Origin of the sequence: Nakamurella sp. UYEF19 (assembly GCF_040546275.1) — a bacterium.
Classification (GTDB): domain Bacteria; phylum Actinomycetota; class Actinomycetes; order Mycobacteriales; family Nakamurellaceae; genus Nakamurella.
Genome location: NZ_JBEPNO010000009.1, coordinates 73,069 through 92,522, shown reverse-complemented (window position 1 = coordinate 92,522; position 19,454 = coordinate 73,069). Strand labels below are relative to the sequence as shown.

Genomic DNA, 19,454 nt, shown 5'->3' with positions numbered 1-19,454 from the left:
CATCATCATGGGCGCATACGCGGTTCTCGACGACGTGCTGGACCTGTTGGTGGTACCGGGCTACAGCGCGATCGGGCCGGGGCTGCGGAAGCGGTGGTGGCCCGCCGACGCGGCCCACTTCGACGGAAAGCTCGACATCGTCGTCACCGGTGGGAGTTCCGGTATCGGCGAGGCCGCCGCCTCTTCGTTGGCTGCCCTCGGTGCCCGGATCCACCTGGTGGGTCGAAAGGCCGGACGGCTCGAGGATTCCGCCGGGCGGATCCGGAAGGCCGTTCCCGCCGCCGATCTGGTGGTCCACGAGGCGGACATCAGCGATCTCGACGCCGTGCGCTCACTGGCGGCCGATCTGGACGGGAGCGTGGACTCGGTGCGTGCGCTGATCCACTGCGCCGGGCTGATCCCGCCCGAGCGAGCGCTCTCCGCCCAGGGCCACGAGATGGCCCTGGCCACCCATGTTCTCGGTCCGTTCCTGCTGACGCACCTGCTGCGGGCGAGGATGCGGGCCGACGGCGATGCCCGGGTGATCTGGGTGTCCTCCGGCGGCATGTACTCCTCACCCCTGGTCCGGGACCTGGAGTTCACCGACGGCCCGTACAAGGGGATCAGGGCCTACGCACGGACGAAGCGCATGCAGGTCACGATGGCGGAGTTGCTGGGCGAGAGATGGCCCGACGACAGGGATCCGGTGGTGCACAGCATGCACCCAGGCTGGGCGGCGACCCCCGGCGTGACCGGGTCGATCGCCACCTTCGCCAAGGTGACCAGGCCGATCCTGCGCACCCCGGAACAGGGCGCCGACACCATCGTCTGGCTGGCCGCCGCAGCCGGACCCACCGGGCCGAGTGCGACGACCGGGCAGTTCTGGCACGACCGCCGGGTGCGGCCGACCTACTACCTGCGCTGGCAGCACGACGACCCGGCCGCGCGGGCGCACCTGTGGGAGCGGTGCCAACTACTGGTGTGACTTGTGCTCGTCCAGCATGTCCGAGTCGTCGAACGGATCCTGCCGGTCGAGTACCCGGTTGACCTGGTCCCGGTCGATCTCCTTCACCCAGCCGCCGATGACCAGCGTGGCCACCGCATTTCCCGAGAAGTTGGTCAGGGCACGGGCTTCGGACATGAAGCGGTCGATCGCGACGATCAGCCCGACGCCCGGCACCAGGTCGGGCCGGTGGCTGGCCAGCCCGCCGCCGAGGGTGGCAAGGCCCGCGCCGGTCACTCCGGCGGCACCCTTGGAGGCCACGATCATGAAGACCAGCAACGACAGCTGCTCACCGAGCGAGAGCGGTGTGCCCAGCGCGTTCCCGATGAACAGGGAGGCCATCGTCAGGTACATCGCGGTGCCGTCGAGGTTGAACGAGTAGCCGGTCGGCACGACGATGCCGACGACCGGCCGGGAGACGCCGAGGTGCTCCATCTTGGCGATCAGGCGGGGCAGGGCCGTCTCGGACGACGAGGTCGCCACGATCAGCAGGAACTCCTGGCGCAGGTAGTACAGGAGCTTGACGATCGAGAACCCGGTGGTGATCCGCAGCAGCGTGCCGAGGATGACGAAGACGAAGACCGCACAGGTGGCGTAGAAGACGCCGACCAGCATGCCCAGGGCGGCGATCGCCGACCACCCGGCGCTGCCGACCACCCCCGCGATCGCGCCGAAGGCACCGATCGGGGCCAGCCACATCAGTCCGGCGAGGATCTTGAAGACGAGTTTCTGCAGGATGGCGATGCCGTTCAGGATCGGCTCGCCCTTGGTGCCCATGGACTGCACCGCGAAGCCGACCAGCAGCGCCACGAACAGGGCCTGCAGCACCGACCCGAACGTCAGGGCGGAGAACAGCGTCGTCGGGATGATGTCGATCAGGAAGTTCCCGGAGCCGGTGGTGGGCGGCACGGTGTACTTGGCGGTGGCGGCCGCGGCCTTGAGCCCGTCGCCAGGATGGATCAGGTTGCCGACCAGCAGGCCGAGGGCCAGGGCGAACGTCGACATGATGAGGAAGTAGGCGAGGGCGATGCCGCCGACCCGGCCGACCTGGGACGCCTTGCGGACCGAACCGATGCCCAGCACGATCGTGCAGAAGATGATCGGGCCGATCATCATCTTGATGAGGTTGACGAAGGCGGTGCCGATGATCGCAAGGCCGCTGGCGTTCTTGCCGAAGATGAGGCCGACAGCGGTTCCGGCCACCACGGCGACGATGACCGCCAGGTAGAGCCAGTGGGCGCCGAGCTTCTTCTTGGCAGGGGTGGACGGGGCCGGTGGTTTCGCAAACGTCGTCATGGCTGCTCCTGGGGTTGATCGGCTTTGATCGCCGGCCCAGGATGGGTGATCGTCGTCACCCCTGTCTCCCATGTGTTCATATTGTTCATGTGTGGCGAGTGTTCATGTCCACCGATAAACCACTATCGGCCGACCGGCCCCGCCGTAGCGGTGTTCCCTGGTGGCGGTGCCGATCTCGACCAGGTGCTCGAGGTAGCGGCGGGCGGTGACCCGGGAAGTGCCGAGGGATTCCGCCAGCTGCGGCGCGGAGAGCTCGCCGGCCGACTGCAGAGCGCGGGCGGTGGCCGCTACCGTTTGACCGAGAAGTCCGGCGGGGACGGCCGTTCCGGGGGCCCGCAGGGTGCCGAGCAGCGCGTCGACCTCGCTCTGGCCGGCCGCCGTGGCCGGCCTGCCGGGCGACCCGGCGGTGTTGCCCAAGACCGACTGCCGGTACGCCGCATACCTTTCCAGCCGTTCGCGCAAGGTGGCGAAGGCGAACGGCTTGAGCAGGTACTGCACCACGCCGGACGAGATCGCCGCCCGGACCGTCTCCAGTTCCCGCGCCGACGTCACGGCGATGACGTCCGCGGGGTGGCGCCCGGCCCGCAGTGCCCTGATGATCTCCAGGCCGTGTCGGTCCGGCAGATTCATGTCCAGCAGGATGAGATCGATGACGGGGCCGTCGGTCTGGGACAGCCGTCGGATCGCCGCGGCGGCTGTGACCGCGCTCGCCACCGCGCGGAACCCGGGGACCCGGTCGACGTAGGCGACATGGGAGGAGCACGCGATCGGGTCGTCGTCGACCACCAGTACAGAAATCACCTGATCACCGGTTCCTGTTCACGGGCGCACCGTCACCGACCGACCGTCACGGTGAAGACGGCACCGGCGTCGGCGTTCGACCCGACCCCGACACTGCCGCCATGACGCCGGACCACCTGCCCGACGAGGCCTAGCCCGATGCCGTGGCCGTGCAGGGCGCCGTCGTCGCGTTTCGTCGACCAGCCCCGGCGGAAGGCCTGCTCCGCGTCCTGCGGATCGAGGCCCGGCCCATTGTCCGAGACCTCCAGGAAGACTTCGTCGGCCTCGGGATCGGTGCGCCGCAAGGTGACCTGGACCAGGCCGGTACCCGGTCGCGGTGCCCGCCCGATCGCGTCGAAGGCGTTGTCGATCAGGTTCCCCAGCAGGGTCACCACCTCCCTGGGTTCGAGCCCCGCATCGGCCAGCGCATCCGCGTCCAGGGTGGAGTCGGGGGTCAGCCGGAAGTCGATGCCGAGTTCGGCGGCCACCTGGGCCTTGCCCAGCAGCACGGCCGCCAGCACCGGGTCCGCGATCGTCCGCACGACCTGGTCGGTCAGCTCCTGGGCCAGGCGCAGCTCGCGGGTCGCGAACGCAATGGCCTCCTCGGCCCTTCCCAGTTCGACCAGTGTGATGACCGCGTGCAGGCGGTTCGCCGATTCGTGCGACTGGGACTGCAGGGCTTCCGTGAGATCCCGGGCGGTGCCGAGCTCGCTGGTCAGTTCGGTCAGCTCGGTGTGATCCCGGAGGGTGATCACCCGGCCGACGCTCCGTGATCTGTCCCGGGGCCGGGCCGGCAGTGCGCTGACCACGAGGACCCGGTCGCCCGCCAGGTGCACGGCGTCGACCAGCGGCTCCGACCCGGCCAGTGCGCCCACCAGCTCGCCGGGCAGGGAAAGCTCGGTCAGCGGTCGACCGACGAGGTTGACCGGGTTCCCCGTCAGTGCGAGCAACCGGATGGCCTCGGCGTTGATCAGCCGGATGCGGCCGCTGGAGTCCAGCAGCAGCAACCCCTCTCGGACCGAGTGCAGCACCGCGTCGTAGTAGGTGTGCATCACGCCGAGCTCGTCGGCGCCGAGCCCGTGCGTCTGCCGGTTCATCCGGCGACCGATCAGCGCGGTCCCGATCAGCGCGAGCACCAGTAGCGAACCGCCGACCAACGCGATGATCCCGATCCGGGAGGCGATCTCGGGCCCGAGGGCGTCCACCCGGACGCCGACCGCGACCAGCGCGACGACGGTCCCGTGCGCGTTGGTGCCGGTGTCCGCGCCCGCGTGGATGGCGACGACGGCCCGCACCGACGGACCGAGGGTGCCGGTGTAGGTCTCCACCACCGAGCCGCCGGCGAGGGCCGGCGCGATGGTGCCCAGGTAGTGCTTGCCGATCTGGCTCGGATCCGGGTGGGTGTAGCGGAAGCCGGCCGGACTCATGATGGTGATGAAGTCGACCCCGGTCCGGTCGAGCACGTCGGCCGCATAGGGCTGCAAAGTGTTCGTCGGGCTCGCGCCGTTGGTCTGATCGGCTGATACCTGATCGGCCACCCAGCCGGTGCCGGCGACGGCCTCGGCGATGGACAGGCAGCGGCGGCCGGCCTGGTCCCTGACGTCGGATCTCGCCTGCACGACGGCGACCGTCACGGCGACCGCGCAGGCGAACAGCACCAGGGCGACCTGGAGCAGCAGGAGCTGCCGGGCCAACCCTCTGGCGGGACGGGTGACCGCCGACGTGGACCCTCGTGTGAACAGGATCACGTCATGCTACGGGTGGTTGTGAATGAGAGAACCGGCTGTCGGGGTGCGTCCGTAGGCTCCCCAGGATGATCGATGTCTTCTCGCTGAGCAGACTCGTCGGCGGGTTGACCCTGCAGAAGGGGTTGGACTACTCGCGCCGCGGGGCTGTGGTCGTGACGACGGTGACGGAGGATCCGCTGCGGATCCTCGGTCAGGTGCAGGGCGGCGGAATCCGGCCCTACGTCGTCAGCGTCACGCTGCGGCTCGACGGGCCGTCCGTGGTGGCCCTCACCGGCATCTGCTCGTGTCCGGTGCACATGAACTGCAAACATGTTGCGGCCCTGGTGATCTCGGGACTGTCTCGGCGGGGCGAGGACCAGTCGTCGGCGCCGCCGTCCTGGGAACGGATGCTGACCCCGCTGGTGCGGGCCGACGAGGACGAGGTCGATCCGTCGCTGATGCCGATCGGCCTGCAGTTCGAGCTGATGGCGGCCGTCGGCGAGACCGGCCCGCGCACCAGTGGGATGGGGCTGCCCACGGCGGCGCGGCTCGGCATCCGGCCGGTGCAGCAGGGTGCGGCCGGACGCTGGGTGCGGACCGGGATCGGCTGGTCCAGCCTGGGTTACTCCAGCTACGGCAGGGCACGCCCGGACCCGGCCCACCTGGACTGGCTGTCGGCGGTGCTGTCCGTCGCGGTGAACAACTCCTCCCGCTACTACGGATCGGTGCCGGCCTGGATCCAGCTCGAGTCGGTCACCGGCACTGCGGTCTGGGACCTGCTGGGCCGCGCCGACGAGCTGGGCGTCACGTTGATCGGTTCCGACCGGCACCAGCACGCGGTGACCATCGCTGCCGAGCCGGCCGAGCTGGTCCTCGATGTGGTGCGCACCGACGAGGGTCTGGCGGTGGCGGCCACCCTGGACACCGTCACCGCCGTTAACGCCGGCGGCGCTGGCGGCCGGGTGATGCTGGGCGCTCCGGTCCGGGCGCTGGCGTCGTGGCCCACCTGGGCCGACGCCTTGCCGCTGCGCGAGCGGCCGCTCGTGGTGACGCCGTTCAAAGCCAGCCCGAGCCGCGAGCTGCTGGCGCTGGCGGCCGCCGGCCCGCAACAGATTCCCGCCCGTGACGAGGCCAGGTTCCTCGGCACCTATCTGCCCGTCCTCCGGCAACGGGTCCGGTTGGTCTCCTCGAACGACACGTTCGAGGTGCCGGCTCCCGTGCCGCCGCAGCTCTGGCTCACGATCGCGCGCCTGACGGGCCACCGGGTGACGCTGCGCTGGGCGTGGCGGTACGACGGGGCCGACGGGGAGCAGCCGCTGTGGCCGCAGTTCCAGCCGGCCGCCTACCGCGACCTCGTGCTCGAACACGCCGTGGTCGATGCGTTGCCGGCGGAGGTGTCCGAGCAGGAGTACCTGCTGGACCGCGGTCGCCTGGTCGGCGAGACGACCCTGCTCGGCATGCAGGCGATCCAGTTCCTGGCCGGGGTCCTACCGCTGCTGGCCGAGCATCCGGGGCTGCAGGTGGAGGTGGTCGGCGAGGCCAACTACCGTGCGGCGGAGGGCCTGCCCGTCATCGGGATCTCCGGCGAGCCGGGCGAGGGACGCGACTGGTTCGATCTGCAGATCGTCGTCAGCGTCGACGGCGAGGAGGTGCCGATCCGGGACATCTTCGTCGCGCTGGCCACCGGCCAGGACTTCATGATCCTGCCCAGCGGCACCTACTTCACCCTGGAAGCCGAGCGGTTCGAGCAGCTTCGGCGGCTGATCGACGAGGCGCGGCAGTTGCAGGATCCGGGCGAGAAGGGCCTGCGGGTCAGCCGATTCCAGGCCAGCCTGTGGGACGAACTGCGTGTGCTCGGGGTGGTCGACGAACAGGCAGCTCAGTGGCACCGCCGGGTGAGCGCGCTGCTGGAGGTGACCCGCATCGAGCGGCAGGCGCTGCCCGAGCACTTCGCCGCGACCCTGCGGCCCTACCAGCAGGACGGGTTCGACTGGCTGATGTTCCTGTTCGACGCCGGACTCGGCGGGATCCTCGCCGACGACATGGGTCTGGGCAAGACGGTCCAGGCGTTGGCGCTGATCTCGGCGGTGGTCGCCCGCCCGGCGGGGTCACCGGCCTTCCTGGTGGTGGCGCCGACGAGCGTCGTCGGCAACTGGAAGTCCGAGGCCACACGATTCGCTCCCCACCTGAAGACCGTCACCATCAACGAGACCCACTCCCGACGACGGACGACGATCGCCGACCTGACGGCCGAGGCAGACATCGTGATCACCTCCTATGCGCTGTTCCGGCTGGAGTTCGACGACTACCAGGAACAGGAATGGGCGGGGCTGATCCTGGACGAGGCGCAGTTCGTCAAGAACCACCAGTCGATCGGTTTCAAGAACGCCAAGAAACTGTCCACCGGGTTCAAGCTCGCCATCACCGGCACCCCGATGGAGAACAACCTGATGGAATTGTGGTCGCTGTTCTCCATCACCGCACCTGGCCTGTTCGGCAGCCCGACCCGCTTCGCCGACTACTACCAGAAGCCGATCGAGAGGTACGGCGAGCAGGACAGACTGAGTCAGCTGAGAAGACGGATCCGGCCACTCATGTTGCGCCGCAACAAGGAACAGGTGGTCAAGGAGCTGCCGCCAAAGCAGGAGCAGGTCATCGAGCTGGAGCTCAACCCGCGGCATCAGAAGGTCTACCAGACCCATCTGCAGCGCGAGCGGCAGAAGGTCCTCGGCCTGATCGGCGACCTGGACAAGAACCGGTTCGTCATCTTCCGGTCGCTGACCCTGCTGCGGCAGCTCAGCCTGGACGCCTCCCTCGTCGACGAGAAATACGGAGGTATCCCGTCGACGAAACTCGACGCCCTGATGGAGCAGTTGGAGGATGTGGTGGCCGAGGGGCACCGGGTGCTGGTCTTCAGCCAGTTCACCTCGTTCCTGGCCAAGGTGCGGACCCGGCTCGAACTGGCGGGGGTCGATCACTGCTACCTGGACGGGCGGACCCGGCGGCGGGCGGAGGTGCTCGACCGGTTCAGCACCGGGACGGCCCCGGTCTTCCTGATCAGCCTCAAGGCCGGCGGGTTCGGGCTCAACCTGACCGAGGCGGACTACTGCATCCTGCTCGATCCGTGGTGGAACCCTGCGACCGAGGCGCAGGCCATCGACCGCGCGCACCGGATCGGCCAGCTCAAGACGGTGATGGTGTACCGGCTGGTGGCCAAGGGCACGATCGAGGAGAAGGTGATGGCGCTCAAGGAGAGCAAGGCCAAGCTGTTCTCGAGCGTGATGAGCGATGACGGCGCCGCCTCGAGCGCGCTGACCGCCGACGACATCCGCAGCCTGCTCAGCTGATGGGGCTGCCGGGCTGTGGTGCCGGTCTGTGGTGGCTGCGACCGGGCGGCTCAGCTCACAGCGGCGGCTGCGGCGGCCTTCGCGGCGATGCGCGCCTTGACCTCGGGGCGGCGCAACGGCGGCACGGTGGCCGGCGGCTGCTTGCGGGGTGGGAGGTGCGACAGCAGGTGCAGGGTGGTTGCGGTGACCTCGGCGACGGCGGCCTCGAAGACGTCGCGATTGGCGTCCGAGAGCTTCTGGATCCCGCTGACCTTGCGCACGTACTGCCGAGCGGCGGCCTCGATCTCGACGGAGGTGGCGGCCGGCTCGAGGCCGCGGAGTTCGGTGATGTTCCGGCACATGCCGGCTGAGTTTAGTCGGGTCAGCCGACGGCCGCCGAGAAGACCGGAAGGTAGGCGTTCTGCTGACCGCTCGCCGTCGGGTGGTAGGACTCCTGGATGTGGGCGAGATCGACTGCGTGCAGCCATTTGCTACCGCTGCAGAGCTGGTGGCCGGCAAAGGCCGACCGCACGTCGGCGAAGGTGAATCCGTGCCGCCCGGCCGCGGCGGCCGTCAGGTCGTCCACCAGGTTGATGCCCTCGTCGATCTTGGTCCTCGACGTCTCCGACAGCCCGACGCAGTACCAGACGTGCAGCTGGTAGAAGAGCGGATAGCTCAGCACCACCACCTTCGCGGCCGGCGCTGCAGACGAGATGGCCGAGTAGGTCCGATCGAGCTGCGCGGGCAAGGACATGTTCGCGGCGTTTTCCGCATCGTTGACCGCAGCCACGCAATCCGAGGTGCCGTGCAGGGCGCAGGTCGTCATGATGTTCGCGAAGCCGACGTCGTTCCCGCCGGCAGTGATGCTGATCAGGGTGGTGGTCGAGGCCACGCTGGGGAGTTGCGAGCTCATCACGGTCGCGGTGGTCGCCCCGGCACAGGCCAACGACGTGTAGGACGCCGGCGCGTGGGAGGCGCTCCAGAGTGCGGAGAAGGCACCGCCGCTGCGATCGCAACTACCGCCGGTGTAGCTGCTGCCGGCACCGAGGCCCGAGGAGTAGGAGTCGCCGAGCGCGACGTAACGGACCGGCGGTGGCGCCGCACCCGCCGCACCCGCGGTCAGTGCGGTGACGGCCGTCAGGACGGCAGTCAGCAGGACGGTGAGCAGGGCCAGGGCCAGCGGCCGGAATCCGCGCATGGAAGAGGTCTACCACCGGGGACCGACATCGGCCAGAGCAGTCCTGGGCATGGTGGGTAGCGTGGACCGCATGAAGACGAGGAAGTTGGGACCGGAACTCGAGGTGTCCGCGCTCGGACTCGGGTGCATGGGTATGTCCGAGTTCTACGGCCGGGGTGACGATGTCGAGTCCACCGCGACGATCCAGCGGGCGCTCGACCTCGGCGTGACGCTGCTGGACACGTCCGACGTCTACGGTCCGCACACCAACGAGGTCCTGGTCGGCAAGGCCATCGCCGGCCGTCGGCACGAGGTCGTGCTGGCCACCAAGTTCGGGATCATGCGTGACCCGGCCGACCCGACCGCGCGTGGTGTCAACGGCAGCCCGGAGTACGTGAAGGCCGCCGCCGAGGCCTCGTTGACCCGGCTCGGCGTCGACCACATCGACCTTTACTACCAGCACCGCCCCGACCCGAACACGCCGGTCGAGGAGACGATCGGCGCGATGGCCGAGTTGGTCCAGGAGGGCAAGGTGCGGTACCTCGGGCTCTCCGAGGTCACCGCGGACACGCTGCGCCGGGCACACGCCACGCATCCCATTGCCGCACTGCAGACCGAGTACTCGCTCTGGTACCGCGATGTCGAGGCCGAGATCCTCCCAACCGCAAGGGAACTCGGAGTCGGGTTCGTACCGTACTCGCCGCTCGGCCGTGGCTTCCTCACCGGCGCCGTGTCCGGCGTGGAAGACCTGGACGACGACGACTTCCGCCGCGCCAACCCGCGGTTCCAGGGCGACAACCTGGTCGAGAACCAGCGCATCGTCGAACTGGTCCGCGAGCTGGCGGCGCAGAAGTCGGTGACACCGGCGCAACTCGCGCTCGCGTGGGTGCTGGGGCAGGGCCACGATCTGGTGCCGATCCCCGGCACGAAACGCCGCCGGTATCTCGAGGAGAACCTGGCGGCCGTCGACATCGAGCTGAGCGCAGCAGATCTCGACCAGATCGGCCGGGCCGTGCCGGCCGCGGTCGGGGCCCGGTACGCGGCGACGTCCAGCATCGGTCGCGCCGAGGCGGCGGCCCAGGCGGCTCAGGCAACCCAGGCGGCCCAGGCGGACCAGAAACCCAGTTGATCCACGGCCCCGCCGTCCGCGGTCTCCGCAGGATTCTTGCGGGTCGGCCTGTTCCCTATGCTGAGGACATGCTGGGAACGGTATCGCCGAGGGCAGGGGGTTTTCCATGCAGGACCGGGTCTACCGGGTGGTCATCCGGATCTTTCGCGGCTTCTTCCGGTTGATGGCGATCCGCTTCGACATCCGCGGGGGGGAGTACCTGCCGGCTTCCGGTCCGGCCGTCATCGCCTCCAACCACATCAGCTACCTGGACTTCACCTTCATCGGCCTCGCCGCCGACAACCGTGGGCGGAAGGTCCGTTTCCTGGCCAAGCGCTCGATCTTCGGGCTACCGGTGGTCGGGTCGTTGATGCGCGCGATGGGACACGTGCCGGTCGAGCGCGCTTCCGGATCCGGGGCGGGCGCCTACCGGCATGCTGAGCGCGCGCTGCAGGGCGGTGAGATCGTCGGGGTCTTCCCGGAGGCCACGATCAGCCGGGCCTGGACGCTGAAGCCGTTCAAACGGGGCGCGGCCGCACTCGCCGTCGAAGAGGACGTCCCGCTGCTCCCGGTCATCACCTGGGGCGGGCAACGTCTGATCACGGTGGACGGACGCCGGCACTTCCGCCGCCACGTGCCGGTCACCGTGTTGATCGGGCCGCCGATCCCGCCGCGACCTGACCTGACGATCGAGGAATTCACCGATGTGCTGCACGCGGTGATGGACGAGATGTTGGACGGTGTGCAGCGCGACTACCCGGACCGACCGCGGAACCTACGCGACACCTGGTGGCTCCCAAGGCATCTGGGCGGAAGCGCGCCGGACCCGGCGGAGGCCGCAAAGATCGACGAGGCCAAGATCCAGCGCTGACTCCCCGCGCCGGGATCCAACGTCGGGTTCCAGCGCCGGGATGGTGCTCCGGCCTCAGGCTGCCCGGCGCCCGGACACCGCATCGGCGAACACGGCGGCGATGCCGGCGTAGCCCGCGTCATTGGGGTGGAAGTGGTCGGCGGCGAGTTTGCCCTTCCAGCTCCCCGTCCGGCGATCTCGCAGTTCGGCGATGACCAGGCCGCGCTCGGCCGCCGCGCGCTCCAGCAGCCCGTTCGCCTCGGCAGCGGCCCTGGACGGGTTGGGCTGGGTGGCCACCACGGTGCCGGCCGGCAGGGCGTCGAGCATCTGCGCGAAGGACTCCGGGAAGATCCTGCGGTTGCGGGGACGGATCAGGTCGTTGGAGCCGATCAGGACGGTGATCAGATCCGGCTCGACGCCAAGGCCCGCCATCGCCGGGAGTTGGCGGTCCAGTACGTCACGCACCTTGGCCCCACTGCTGGACAGATTCACCAGGCGCCCGGGGACGTCGCCCTTCGCCAGCACGGCCAGCTGGCCGATCCAGCCACGGTCGAAGGCCGACGCGCCGATGCCCTGCGTCATCGAGTCGCCCAGCGCAATCCAGAGGGGACCGGCGGCGGCCAGTGCGGCCCGGTTGGCCGACTGCCAACGCTCCGCGTACGGCACCACCTGGTCCTGGACCTCGCGGACCCCGGGGATCACCACCGACAGGGCGCGGGTCACCAGCCCGGCCGGTCGTCCGCTCAGATTCGAGTAGTCGAAACCGATCTCGGACATCAGATCCGTCCCGGTGCACCACGGCGGGGCCGGAAGGAACCGGTCGACGCAGGCTTCCACACGGCGCCCGGCTGCAGGAGGGTGGATTCCAGGTCGGCCGCCGGGCCGGGCCGGGCGAACAGGAAGCCCTGCGCCGTCGGGCAACCGAGCCGTCGGAGGGTCTGCGCCTGCTCCTCGCGTTCCACCCCCTCGGCCGTGACGGCCAGTCCGAGGTCCTTGCCGAGCGCGAGGAACGCGCGCAGGAACCGCTCGCCCTCCGCGTCGCGGTCGATGTTGGCCACGAAGCTGATGTCGATCTTCAGGGCGTCCAGCGGGATCTGCTGCAGATGCAGGAGCGAGGAGTACCCGGTGCCGAAGTCGTCGAGCGAGAGCGACGCCCCGATGCGCCGCAACCGCGCGGTGACCGTTCTGGCCGTGGTCAGATCGCCCAGCAGTGCGTCCTCGGTGATCTCCAGGATCAGTTGCTCAGGACGGACGGAATGCTTCGCCAACATCGCCGCGACCCGGTTCGGGAAGTCGAGATCGATGATCAGTTGCGGTGGGATGTTGACGCCGATCTTCAAGCCACGATCACCGTACAGGCGGGTCCACCTGGCCAGCTGCGCGCAGGCCTCGTCGAGCATGTGGTCGGTCAGCTGGGCCAGCAGTCCGGCCCGGCCGGCCATCGGCACGAACTCCACCGGCGACACCTGCAGCCCATCGTGCATCCAGCGGGCCAGCGTCTCGACCGCCGACATCCGCCCGTCGGCGAGGTCGATGATCGGCTGGTAGACGGCGTGGATCTTCCCGGTACGGAGCGCGACCCGCAGGGGCTCGCGGAGCTTGAGGTCGACGGCGGCCGGCAGCACCATGCTCGGTTCGTAGAGTGCGAGCTGCCCCTTGCCCGAACGCTTCGCGGAGTACATCGCGACGTCGGCGTGGGCCAGCAGTTCGTCCAGGGTGGGGATGGCCGTCTTGCCGTCCAGGTCGGTGACGCCCACGCTCACCCCGACGTTGACGGTGGTGTCGTTGACGACGAATGGTTCGCGCAGCGCGTCGATGATTCGTGTCGCGACCAACGTCGGTTCGCTGCCGTCCTCGAGCAGGACTGCGAACTCGTCGCCACCGAATCTGGCCAGCGTGTCGCCCTCCCGCAGCGCACCGCGCAGCCGTTCGGCGACCCGGATCAGCATCTGGTCACCGGCCGCGTGACCGAGCGTGTCGTTGACGGCCTTGAAGTCGTCCAGGTCGCAGAACAGCAGCCCCAGCGGCCGCAGGTCGCGTCGGTGCAGGTGAAGGGCGTGCGCCACCCGGTCGGTGAACAGGGCGCGGTTGGCCAGCCCGGTCAGCTGGTCCTGGAAGGCCTGCCGCCGCAGGCGTTCCTCCCGTTCGGCGACCTCCTCCAGCAGCTGCCGGTTGTCCAATACCGTCAGGTACTGACGGATCAGGACCGCGACGACGGCCACCGCGACCGCGGCGATCTCGAGATGACCGGGTGGCTCGGACCCGATCGCCCGGAGCGAGAGGGTGCCGATGGCCACGGCCAGGGGCAGATACGGCAGCATGCTGGCGCCGGGGGTCTGACTGGGCGTGGGGCTGGCGCCGCGGGCACGGTCAAGTGCGAGCATGCGGCCGCCGGTTCCGGCGGCGTAGGCCAGGGCCAGGAAGGCGGTGACGAACCCGACATCGGGCAGTGGGCCGGTCGCGGTGGCGAATGCTGCGTCGGCCAGGGTGATCAACGAGACGCCGGCCGCGAGCAGCAGCAACGGAACGCGGTGTCGGGTCGGCCTCGAGACGCTGAAGAATGCCAGCGCGATGATCAGGACGTCGCCGGACGGGTAGGCGATGGTCTTGATCAGGCCCAGCGCGCCGTGGGTGTCGGCGCCGCCCTGCTCGTAGGCGGACCTGGCAATCGGCCAGCTGATGGCCACCAGGGCGGCGAGAAGTGCGCAGCCGTCCAACGAGGACCTGATGACGGCGCTCTTCCCGCCGGAGGGCGGGAACAACAACAGGCAGGCGAAGGCTCCGACCGGGAACAGGATGAAGCCGATGTCGGCCACGGTGGGGCCTTGCAGCGCGCTCTCGGGCGTGCGGATCGAGAGCAGGGTGTACACCAGCTGACCGATGGCCCAGGCCGCGCAGCCCAGGGCGATGGCCGACCAGCTCGACCGCATGCGACCGCCGGTCGAACGCGAGGTGCGCCAGCAGGTCAGGGCGGCCCCAGCGGCAGCGATCAGCTGGGTGATGTTCCTGATCAGCGGCTGGTCCGGGTCGACGAACCCGGAAACGATCGACGCGACCACCAGGACCGCACCGGCGGCCAGTGCCACGGTCGATGGGCGCGCCCCGTGGGTGACGGTCCGAGCAGACACAGCACCCTCTCCACACGTCGCAGGTGCACGAATGGCCCCTGGCTTCGATGGTAGCGACGTCGGGGCCTCCTGGCCCGGGTCGATTCGATCAACTTTTCTCCGGAAGGCTGAACGTGGCTCGGCGCCCGCCGTCGGATCGGCGCGACCGTCACGACTGCGTGCCGCCACGGCGGAGGCGCCCGGATGATCCGAATGAAATTCTCGACAAAGCGCGGCGAATGACCGTCGCGTTCGCGCCGCTCGGCGGATCGGGTGGTGCCGCCGTCACACGACGTATTCGCATTGCCCCCGTCCGCTTGACGCAGCGAACTCTTCACTCGGGCGGTCGAACCACGAGATGTACTGTCCGAGACCACTTGTGTCCGGATTGCGTTGATTGTCGGTTGGTGGTTCGGCATTCGTAGACGAGTGAAATGGAATGGCTGATCTTTACCGTGCGTACATCGTATGTCGCTCCTCTGCCCGCAGAATTCAGCCTATGAGGCAATTACTGGCTACCGGAAGATTGCTCAGCGTCATTCCGGACCAGCGGACGCAGGGTTCGGGTGTCGTCGTGGAGCCGCCGGCGGTGACCACCCTTGCCCAGGCGGCCAGGGTCGCGATGGACCGCACCCGACGTCTCACGTTGCTCGGTCAGCTGCCGGTGGTCGGTGTGCTGGTCGTGCCGTGGTTGTGGCCGTTGCACCTTGGCATCGTCGGATTGACCGCCGGCCACATCCGGATCACCCCGGACGCATCCCTCTCGTTCCACGACGGGACGGTTCCGCAGCGGGTGCGCCCGGCCCTGACGATGGCGGTGATCGCGGGAACACTGTGGCTGGCTGGGATTTCCGGACTGATCCTGGTGTGCCACGGTGCCATCGTGGTGGCGGTGGTGGCCTTCGCGGTACTGCTGCCAGCGCTGATCGAGCTGATCGGCCTGGTGGAGTTCGCGGTGCTCAATCCGGAGTGGCTGACGATCAAGCGTCAGTGCGGACTCCGCGCCGACGGACGTACGGTGAACGTCCTGACCTCGCTGGTCTCGCGGCGGGACGGCCACGGTCACGCGCGGGTGCTGATGGAGGCGACCTACCCGTCGTGGCAGGCGCAGGACGCCGTGGTCGTCGGTTATCCGGCGTCGAAGGATCTGATCAGCTACTACGTGCGGATGGGGGCACGTCGGGAGAGTCCGGCGACGGCCGGCGGATCTCCGCCGCAGAGACGCATCAGCTTCGACTGCCGTCGCCCGCTTCGTACCCCGTCGCCGGATCGCGCTGATCAGAGCTGCGCGAGCCAGTCGCGCACGGCGGTGCCGATCAACTGATCCCCGCCGGCCGGATCGTGTCCGCCCGAGAGCCGGACGACGGTGACCTGGCCGCGGATCGCCGTCAGGTGCTCGTCGAACTCCGCGGGGGTTCCGAACGGGTCCTTGTCGCCGGAGATCACCAGCACCGGGATCTCGATGTCCGGGAAGTGCTCGACCCTGAGCTTGTCGGGGCGCCCCGGCGGATGCAGGGGGTAGCTCAGCAGCACGAGCCCGGCTGCGGGTAGTCCCTGCGCGACGGCGATGGACGACATCCGGCCACCGTAAGAGCGGCCGCCGAGCACCAGCCGGTCCGGTGTGAAGCCCACCTCGGCGGCGAAACAGGCGGCGTTCTGGACCAGATGGGCGACTGCCACCGGCGCCCGGTCCGGCGCCCGGCGGCCGGCGATCCGGGCCGGAAAGTCCAACCGTAGACAGGGGAGTGGCGCGACATCCTGCTGCACGGCCAGCAGGGTGCGGTGATCCCTGGTGCCGCCGGCGCCTGGAGTCAGGAGCAACCCGCCGACGTGTGGGTAGTTGTCCATGCAGCAGGAGCCTACCGACCTGCCGACAAGGCCGAAGGGCCCCGGCGGGAGGAGATCCGCCGGGGCCCTTCGGGTATGGCTGTTGGTTCAGGTAGTGCTGCGGGTCAGGATCAGCTGGCCGGCGGGGTGAGGACGGTGTCGATCAGGTAGACCGTGGCGTTCTTGGTCTTCACGTTGCCGCAGATGACCGAGGTGGTGCCGTTGATCTTCAGGTTGTCGCCGGAGCCGGTGACGGTGACGCTGCCGCCTTCGACGGTCTTGTGGGTGCCGACGATCTGGGTGGCATCCAGCTGACCCGAGATGACGTGGTAGGTCAGGATCTTGGTGAGCAGGGCGCTGTCGGTGGACAGGGTCTTGATCGTCGCGGCCGGAACCTTGGCGAAGGCGGTGTCGACCGGGGCGAAGACGGTGAACTCACCGCTGTTGAGGGTGTTGACCAGGTTGACCTTGGGGTTGACCTTGCCGGAGACGGCGGCGACCAGGGTCTTCAGGAGCGGGTTGTTCGACGCGGCGGTGGCGACCGGGTCGAGAGCCATTCCGCCGACCGAGCCGGCACCGGCCGGGACAGCCTTGGCGTAGGCGGCACAACCGGATCCGACCAGGGCCGAAGCACCGGAGGTGGTGGCGCCGCCGGAGGTCATCGCACCGGAGGTCATCGCACCGGAGGTCATGGCACCGGAGGTCATGGCACCGGAGGTCATGGCACCGGAGGTCATGGCACCGGAGGACATGGCACCGTCAGCCGGCGGGGTGAGGACGGTGTCGATGAGGTAGACCGTGGCGTTCTTGGTCTTCACGTTGCCGCAGATCACGGCGGAGGTGCCGTTGATCTTGATGTCGTTGCCGGAGCCGGTGACCGTGAGGTTGCCGCCCTCGACGGTCTTGTGGGTGCCGATGACCTGCGTGGCATCGAGCTGGCCGGGGACGACGTGGTAGGTCAGGATCTTGGTCAGCAGCGCGTCATCGGTGGTCAGCTTCGTCATGGTGGCGGAGTCGATCTTCTTGAACGCATCGTCGACCGGGGCGAAGACGGTGAAGTCGCCGCTGTTGAGGGTGTTGACCAGGTTGACCTTGGGGTTGACCTTGCCGGAGACGGCGGCGACCAGGGTCTTGAGGAGCGGGTTGTTCGACGCGGCGGTGGCGACCGGGTCCAGGGCCATGCCACCGACGGAACCGGCGCCCGACGGGACAGCCTTCGCGTAGTCGGCACAACCGGCGCCGACCAGCGCCGAGGCACCGGTGGCGGAGCCCGACGTCATCGCGCCGGACGTCATCGCGCCGGACGTCATCGCGCCGGACGTCATGGCGCCGGAGGTCATGGCCGGCGAAGAGACGGCTGCAGGGGACGAGGTGGAGGTGGTGCTGGTGGCGGCCGTGCTGCTGGAACCGCAGGCCGCGAGGGCCAGGGCCAGACCGCCGGCTGCGGTGAGTACCGCGAGGCGCTTGAGGATCATGGGAAGTGCTCCTTCTTCGGGTGGAGAGGTTGTCGATTGCGGACACGGTTGGGTTGCTGGTCTTGCGGATCAAGCGGTGGCGATCACGCCTACTGGATTCCCTTACGACCGGAATCCGTGGGGGAGATGCACGTGGTGACCGGGACCACATTGCCGAGAACCGCCCGAGGCCTCGGGGCGAGAAAACAGCTGAATGCTTGTCCGACAAAGCTTCTGGTCACTCCTGGTGGCGCCGTTCAGACGCTCTCGCATCTGACAGGAGTTGTTCGGCGGTGGAAGTGGAGTGGATGGGAGAAAGTTCGACTGTTATCCGAACGAGATCAAAATCCGGACATCCACCGCCATTTCTGGCCAGACCCGCGTGCCTTGCGCCGGATTGCCGACTTCGGCTGTCAGGGTGGGAGATGTGTCTTCTCCTCTGAATCGTCGAACGGCCCTGATCGTTGCTGGTCAGGGCATGACCGTGCTGCTGCTGGCAGCCTGCGGGAAGGCGGTGACCTCGTCCGCCCCGTCTCCCGCCGTCACCTCGGGCACCGGGACGGGGACCACCGCGGGGGGTGTGCCGACGGTCACCCGTGCACCCGTCACCGTTCCGGGACTCACCGGTTCGGGAGCCGGCAGCAGCTCCGCGCCGTCGACCAGGACCCCGCTGTCGCTGACGCCGGTGAGCCGGACCGCGGCGCCTCCCAGCACGACAGCACCGCCCACCACGCCGAGTCCTCCGAGCTCGACCAGCACTTCGCGGACCACCGCCTCCACGACCTCGGAGCCGAGCGAGACCTCCACGTCCAGCAGTACTTCTCCGGCAAGTACATCGAGCGAGACTTCATCGTCCACGACGAGCAGCTCCACGAGTGCGACACCGACGACAAGTTCGAGCCGTCGGTCGTCCGGTGGTGGGCTCTCCGGCAAGGTGGTGGCCATCGATCCTGGTCACAACGGCGCCAACGGCGATCACCCGGAGATCATCAACCAGCTCATCGACGGCGGCTACGGCCAGCGAAACGCCTGCAACACCACGGGAACCGAGACCGACGACGGCTATACCGAGCACGAGTTCACCTGGCATGTCGCGAACTACCTGAAGGCGCTGCTGCAGGCCGAGGGAATCAAGGTGGTGATGACCAGGTCCAACGACACCAGCGTCGGGCCGTGCACCGACAAGCGGGCCGGTATCGAGAACAGTGCCGACGCAGACGCCGTCGTCTCCATCCACGGCGACGGGGCACCACCCGAGGTGCAGGGGTTCTACGTGCTGACCGCAACTCGTCCACCAGCCGGCGCCACCATCGCGGCAGCTTCACTGCGGCTGGCGGCCTGCATCGCGAAAGCAGCCGAGGACGGAGGTTTCCCACCGTCCAACACCTTGGGCAGCGGTGGGCTCTGGAAGCGTGACGACCTCACCGGTCTCAACCGATCGGACCGCCCGAAGATCCTGATCGAGTGCGGAAACATGCGGAATGCCACGGAGGCGGCGTTGATGAAGTCCACCTCCGGGCAGCGTCGCTATGCCGCGGCGCTCGCCGAGGGTGTGTTCGCGTTCCTCCGGGGCTGATCGGTCGGGAACGGTACCGGGCCTGAGTCCGGCTGCGCGCTCGGCGCGGTAGTGGGCCGGATCTCGGCTGCTGCCTGGACTTTCGCCCGGCGCAGCACCAGCCCGGGCCGAGAAGTCCGTCGTGAGTTCATCTCTCGCCCCTCATGCAGGTGGAGCGCTGCAAGAAGGGTGGGTCGGGCAAGAAAAACAGACCGCGGCGAGAGAGTTGATCCCCCGCCGCGGCCCATGGACTGCCGTGTTGCTG

At 68.8% G+C, this 19,454-nt stretch carries 16 protein-coding genes and 1 pseudogene; 6 read left to right on the top strand and 11 right to left on the bottom strand.

Annotated elements, in window-relative coordinates; genetic code table 11:
• Positions 1-7 precede the first annotated feature (7 nt).
• Positions 8-964 (top strand): SDR family NAD(P)-dependent oxidoreductase, encoded by a 957-nt coding sequence (locus tag ABIB25_RS14325; RefSeq protein WP_354529136.1) that lies wholly within the window; start codon positions 8-10, stop codon positions 962-964.
• Here ABIB25_RS14325 and ABIB25_RS14320 read toward each other — a convergent pair.
• The 3 genes from ABIB25_RS14320 to ABIB25_RS14310 all read right to left on the bottom strand — a co-directional run bounded on the left by ABIB25_RS14320 (position 953) and on the right by ABIB25_RS14310 (position 4,806).
• On the bottom strand, positions 953-2,278 hold the full coding sequence (locus ABIB25_RS14320) for a cation:dicarboxylate symporter family transporter (protein ID WP_354529135.1): 1,326 nt from the start codon (positions 2,276-2,278) through the stop codon (positions 953-955). The genes ABIB25_RS14325 and ABIB25_RS14320 overlap by 12 nt on opposite strands.
• 102 nt (positions 2,279-2,380) lie before the next feature.
• On the bottom strand, positions 2,381-3,079 hold the full coding sequence (locus ABIB25_RS14315; RefSeq protein WP_354529134.1) for a response regulator: 699 nt from the start codon (positions 3,077-3,079) through the stop codon (positions 2,381-2,383).
• Positions 3,080-3,111: 32 nt separating this feature from the next.
• Complete coding sequence (locus ABIB25_RS14310) at positions 3,112-4,806, bottom strand: sensor histidine kinase (RefSeq protein ID WP_354529133.1); 1,695 nt, start codon at positions 4,804-4,806, stop codon at positions 3,112-3,114.
• Between the two features lie 65 nt (positions 4,807-4,871).
• Between ABIB25_RS14310 and ABIB25_RS14305 the strand changes: the two genes are divergently transcribed.
• A complete protein-coding gene (locus tag ABIB25_RS14305; protein ID WP_354529132.1) occupies positions 4,872-8,132 on the top strand; it encodes a DEAD/DEAH box helicase in 3,261 nt (1,086 codons plus the stop codon).
• 50 nt (positions 8,133-8,182) lie between these two features.
• Here the strand turns inward: ABIB25_RS14305 and ABIB25_RS14300 are convergent, their stop codons facing one another.
• Together ABIB25_RS14300 and ABIB25_RS14295 are read right to left on the bottom strand one after the other, a co-directional pair.
• Positions 8,183-8,473 (bottom strand): DUF2277 domain-containing protein, encoded by a 291-nt coding sequence (locus ABIB25_RS14300; RefSeq protein ID WP_354529131.1) that lies wholly within the window; start codon positions 8,471-8,473, stop codon positions 8,183-8,185.
• Between the two features lie 20 nt (positions 8,474-8,493).
• Positions 8,494-9,309 (bottom strand): SGNH/GDSL hydrolase family protein, encoded by an 816-nt coding sequence (locus ABIB25_RS14295; RefSeq protein ID WP_354529130.1) that lies wholly within the window; start codon positions 9,307-9,309, stop codon positions 8,494-8,496.
• A 70-nt stretch (positions 9,310-9,379) separates the two neighbouring features.
• Between ABIB25_RS14295 and ABIB25_RS14290 the strand changes: the two genes are divergently transcribed.
• Complete coding sequence (locus ABIB25_RS14290; protein WP_354529129.1) at positions 9,380-10,417, top strand: aldo/keto reductase; 1,038 nt, start codon at positions 9,380-9,382, stop codon at positions 10,415-10,417.
• A 106-nt stretch (positions 10,418-10,523) separates the two neighbouring features.
• On the top strand, positions 10,524-11,267 hold the full coding sequence (locus ABIB25_RS14285) for a lysophospholipid acyltransferase family protein (RefSeq protein WP_354529128.1): 744 nt from the start codon (positions 10,524-10,526) through the stop codon (positions 11,265-11,267).
• 54 nt (positions 11,268-11,321) lie between these two features.
• Here the strand turns inward: ABIB25_RS14285 and ABIB25_RS14280 are convergent, their stop codons facing one another.
• Together ABIB25_RS14280 and ABIB25_RS14275 are read right to left on the bottom strand one after the other, a co-directional pair.
• Positions 11,322-12,023: an SGNH/GDSL hydrolase family protein gene (locus ABIB25_RS14280; protein ID WP_354529127.1), complete on the bottom strand. Its 702-nt coding sequence runs from the start codon at positions 12,021-12,023 to the stop codon at positions 11,322-11,324.
• A complete protein-coding gene (locus tag ABIB25_RS14275; protein WP_354529126.1) occupies positions 12,023-14,374 on the bottom strand; it encodes a putative bifunctional diguanylate cyclase/phosphodiesterase in 2,352 nt (783 codons plus the stop codon). The genes ABIB25_RS14280 and ABIB25_RS14275 overlap by 1 nt, the downstream gene beginning before the upstream one ends.
• A 478-nt stretch (positions 14,375-14,852) precedes the next feature.
• Here ABIB25_RS14275 and ABIB25_RS14270 point away from each other — a divergent pair, with 478 nt between their 5' ends.
• Complete coding sequence (locus ABIB25_RS14270; protein WP_354529125.1) at positions 14,853-15,677, top strand: hypothetical protein; 825 nt, start codon at positions 14,853-14,855, stop codon at positions 15,675-15,677.
• Here ABIB25_RS14270 and ABIB25_RS14265 read toward each other — a convergent pair.
• From ABIB25_RS14265 to ABIB25_RS14250, 4 genes and pseudogenes are all read right to left on the bottom strand, one after another.
• Positions 15,632-16,201, bottom strand: a complete 570-nt coding sequence (locus ABIB25_RS14265; RefSeq protein WP_354529124.1) for an alpha/beta hydrolase family protein — start codon at positions 16,199-16,201, stop codon at positions 15,632-15,634. The genes ABIB25_RS14270 and ABIB25_RS14265 overlap by 46 nt on opposite strands.
• Before the next feature lie 110 nt (positions 16,202-16,311).
• A complete protein-coding gene (locus ABIB25_RS14260) occupies positions 16,312-16,932 on the bottom strand; it encodes a fasciclin domain-containing protein (protein WP_354529245.1) in 621 nt (206 codons plus the stop codon).
• A gap of 15 nt (positions 16,933-16,947) precedes the next feature.
• A pseudogene (locus tag ABIB25_RS14255) lies at positions 16,948-17,655 on the bottom strand (fasciclin domain-containing protein); the annotation flags it as partial.
• A 450-nt stretch (positions 17,656-18,105) separates the two neighbouring features.
• The gene (locus ABIB25_RS14250) at positions 18,106-18,579 is read right to left on the bottom strand and encodes a hypothetical protein (protein WP_354529123.1); all 474 of its coding nucleotides are present in this window, start codon (positions 18,577-18,579) and stop codon (positions 18,106-18,108) included.
• Here ABIB25_RS14250 and ABIB25_RS14245 point away from each other — a divergent pair.
• Positions 18,572-19,210 (top strand): N-acetylmuramoyl-L-alanine amidase, encoded by a 639-nt coding sequence (locus tag ABIB25_RS14245; RefSeq protein WP_354529122.1) that lies wholly within the window; start codon positions 18,572-18,574, stop codon positions 19,208-19,210. The genes ABIB25_RS14250 and ABIB25_RS14245 overlap by 8 nt on opposite strands.
• Positions 19,211-19,454 lie beyond the last annotated feature (244 nt).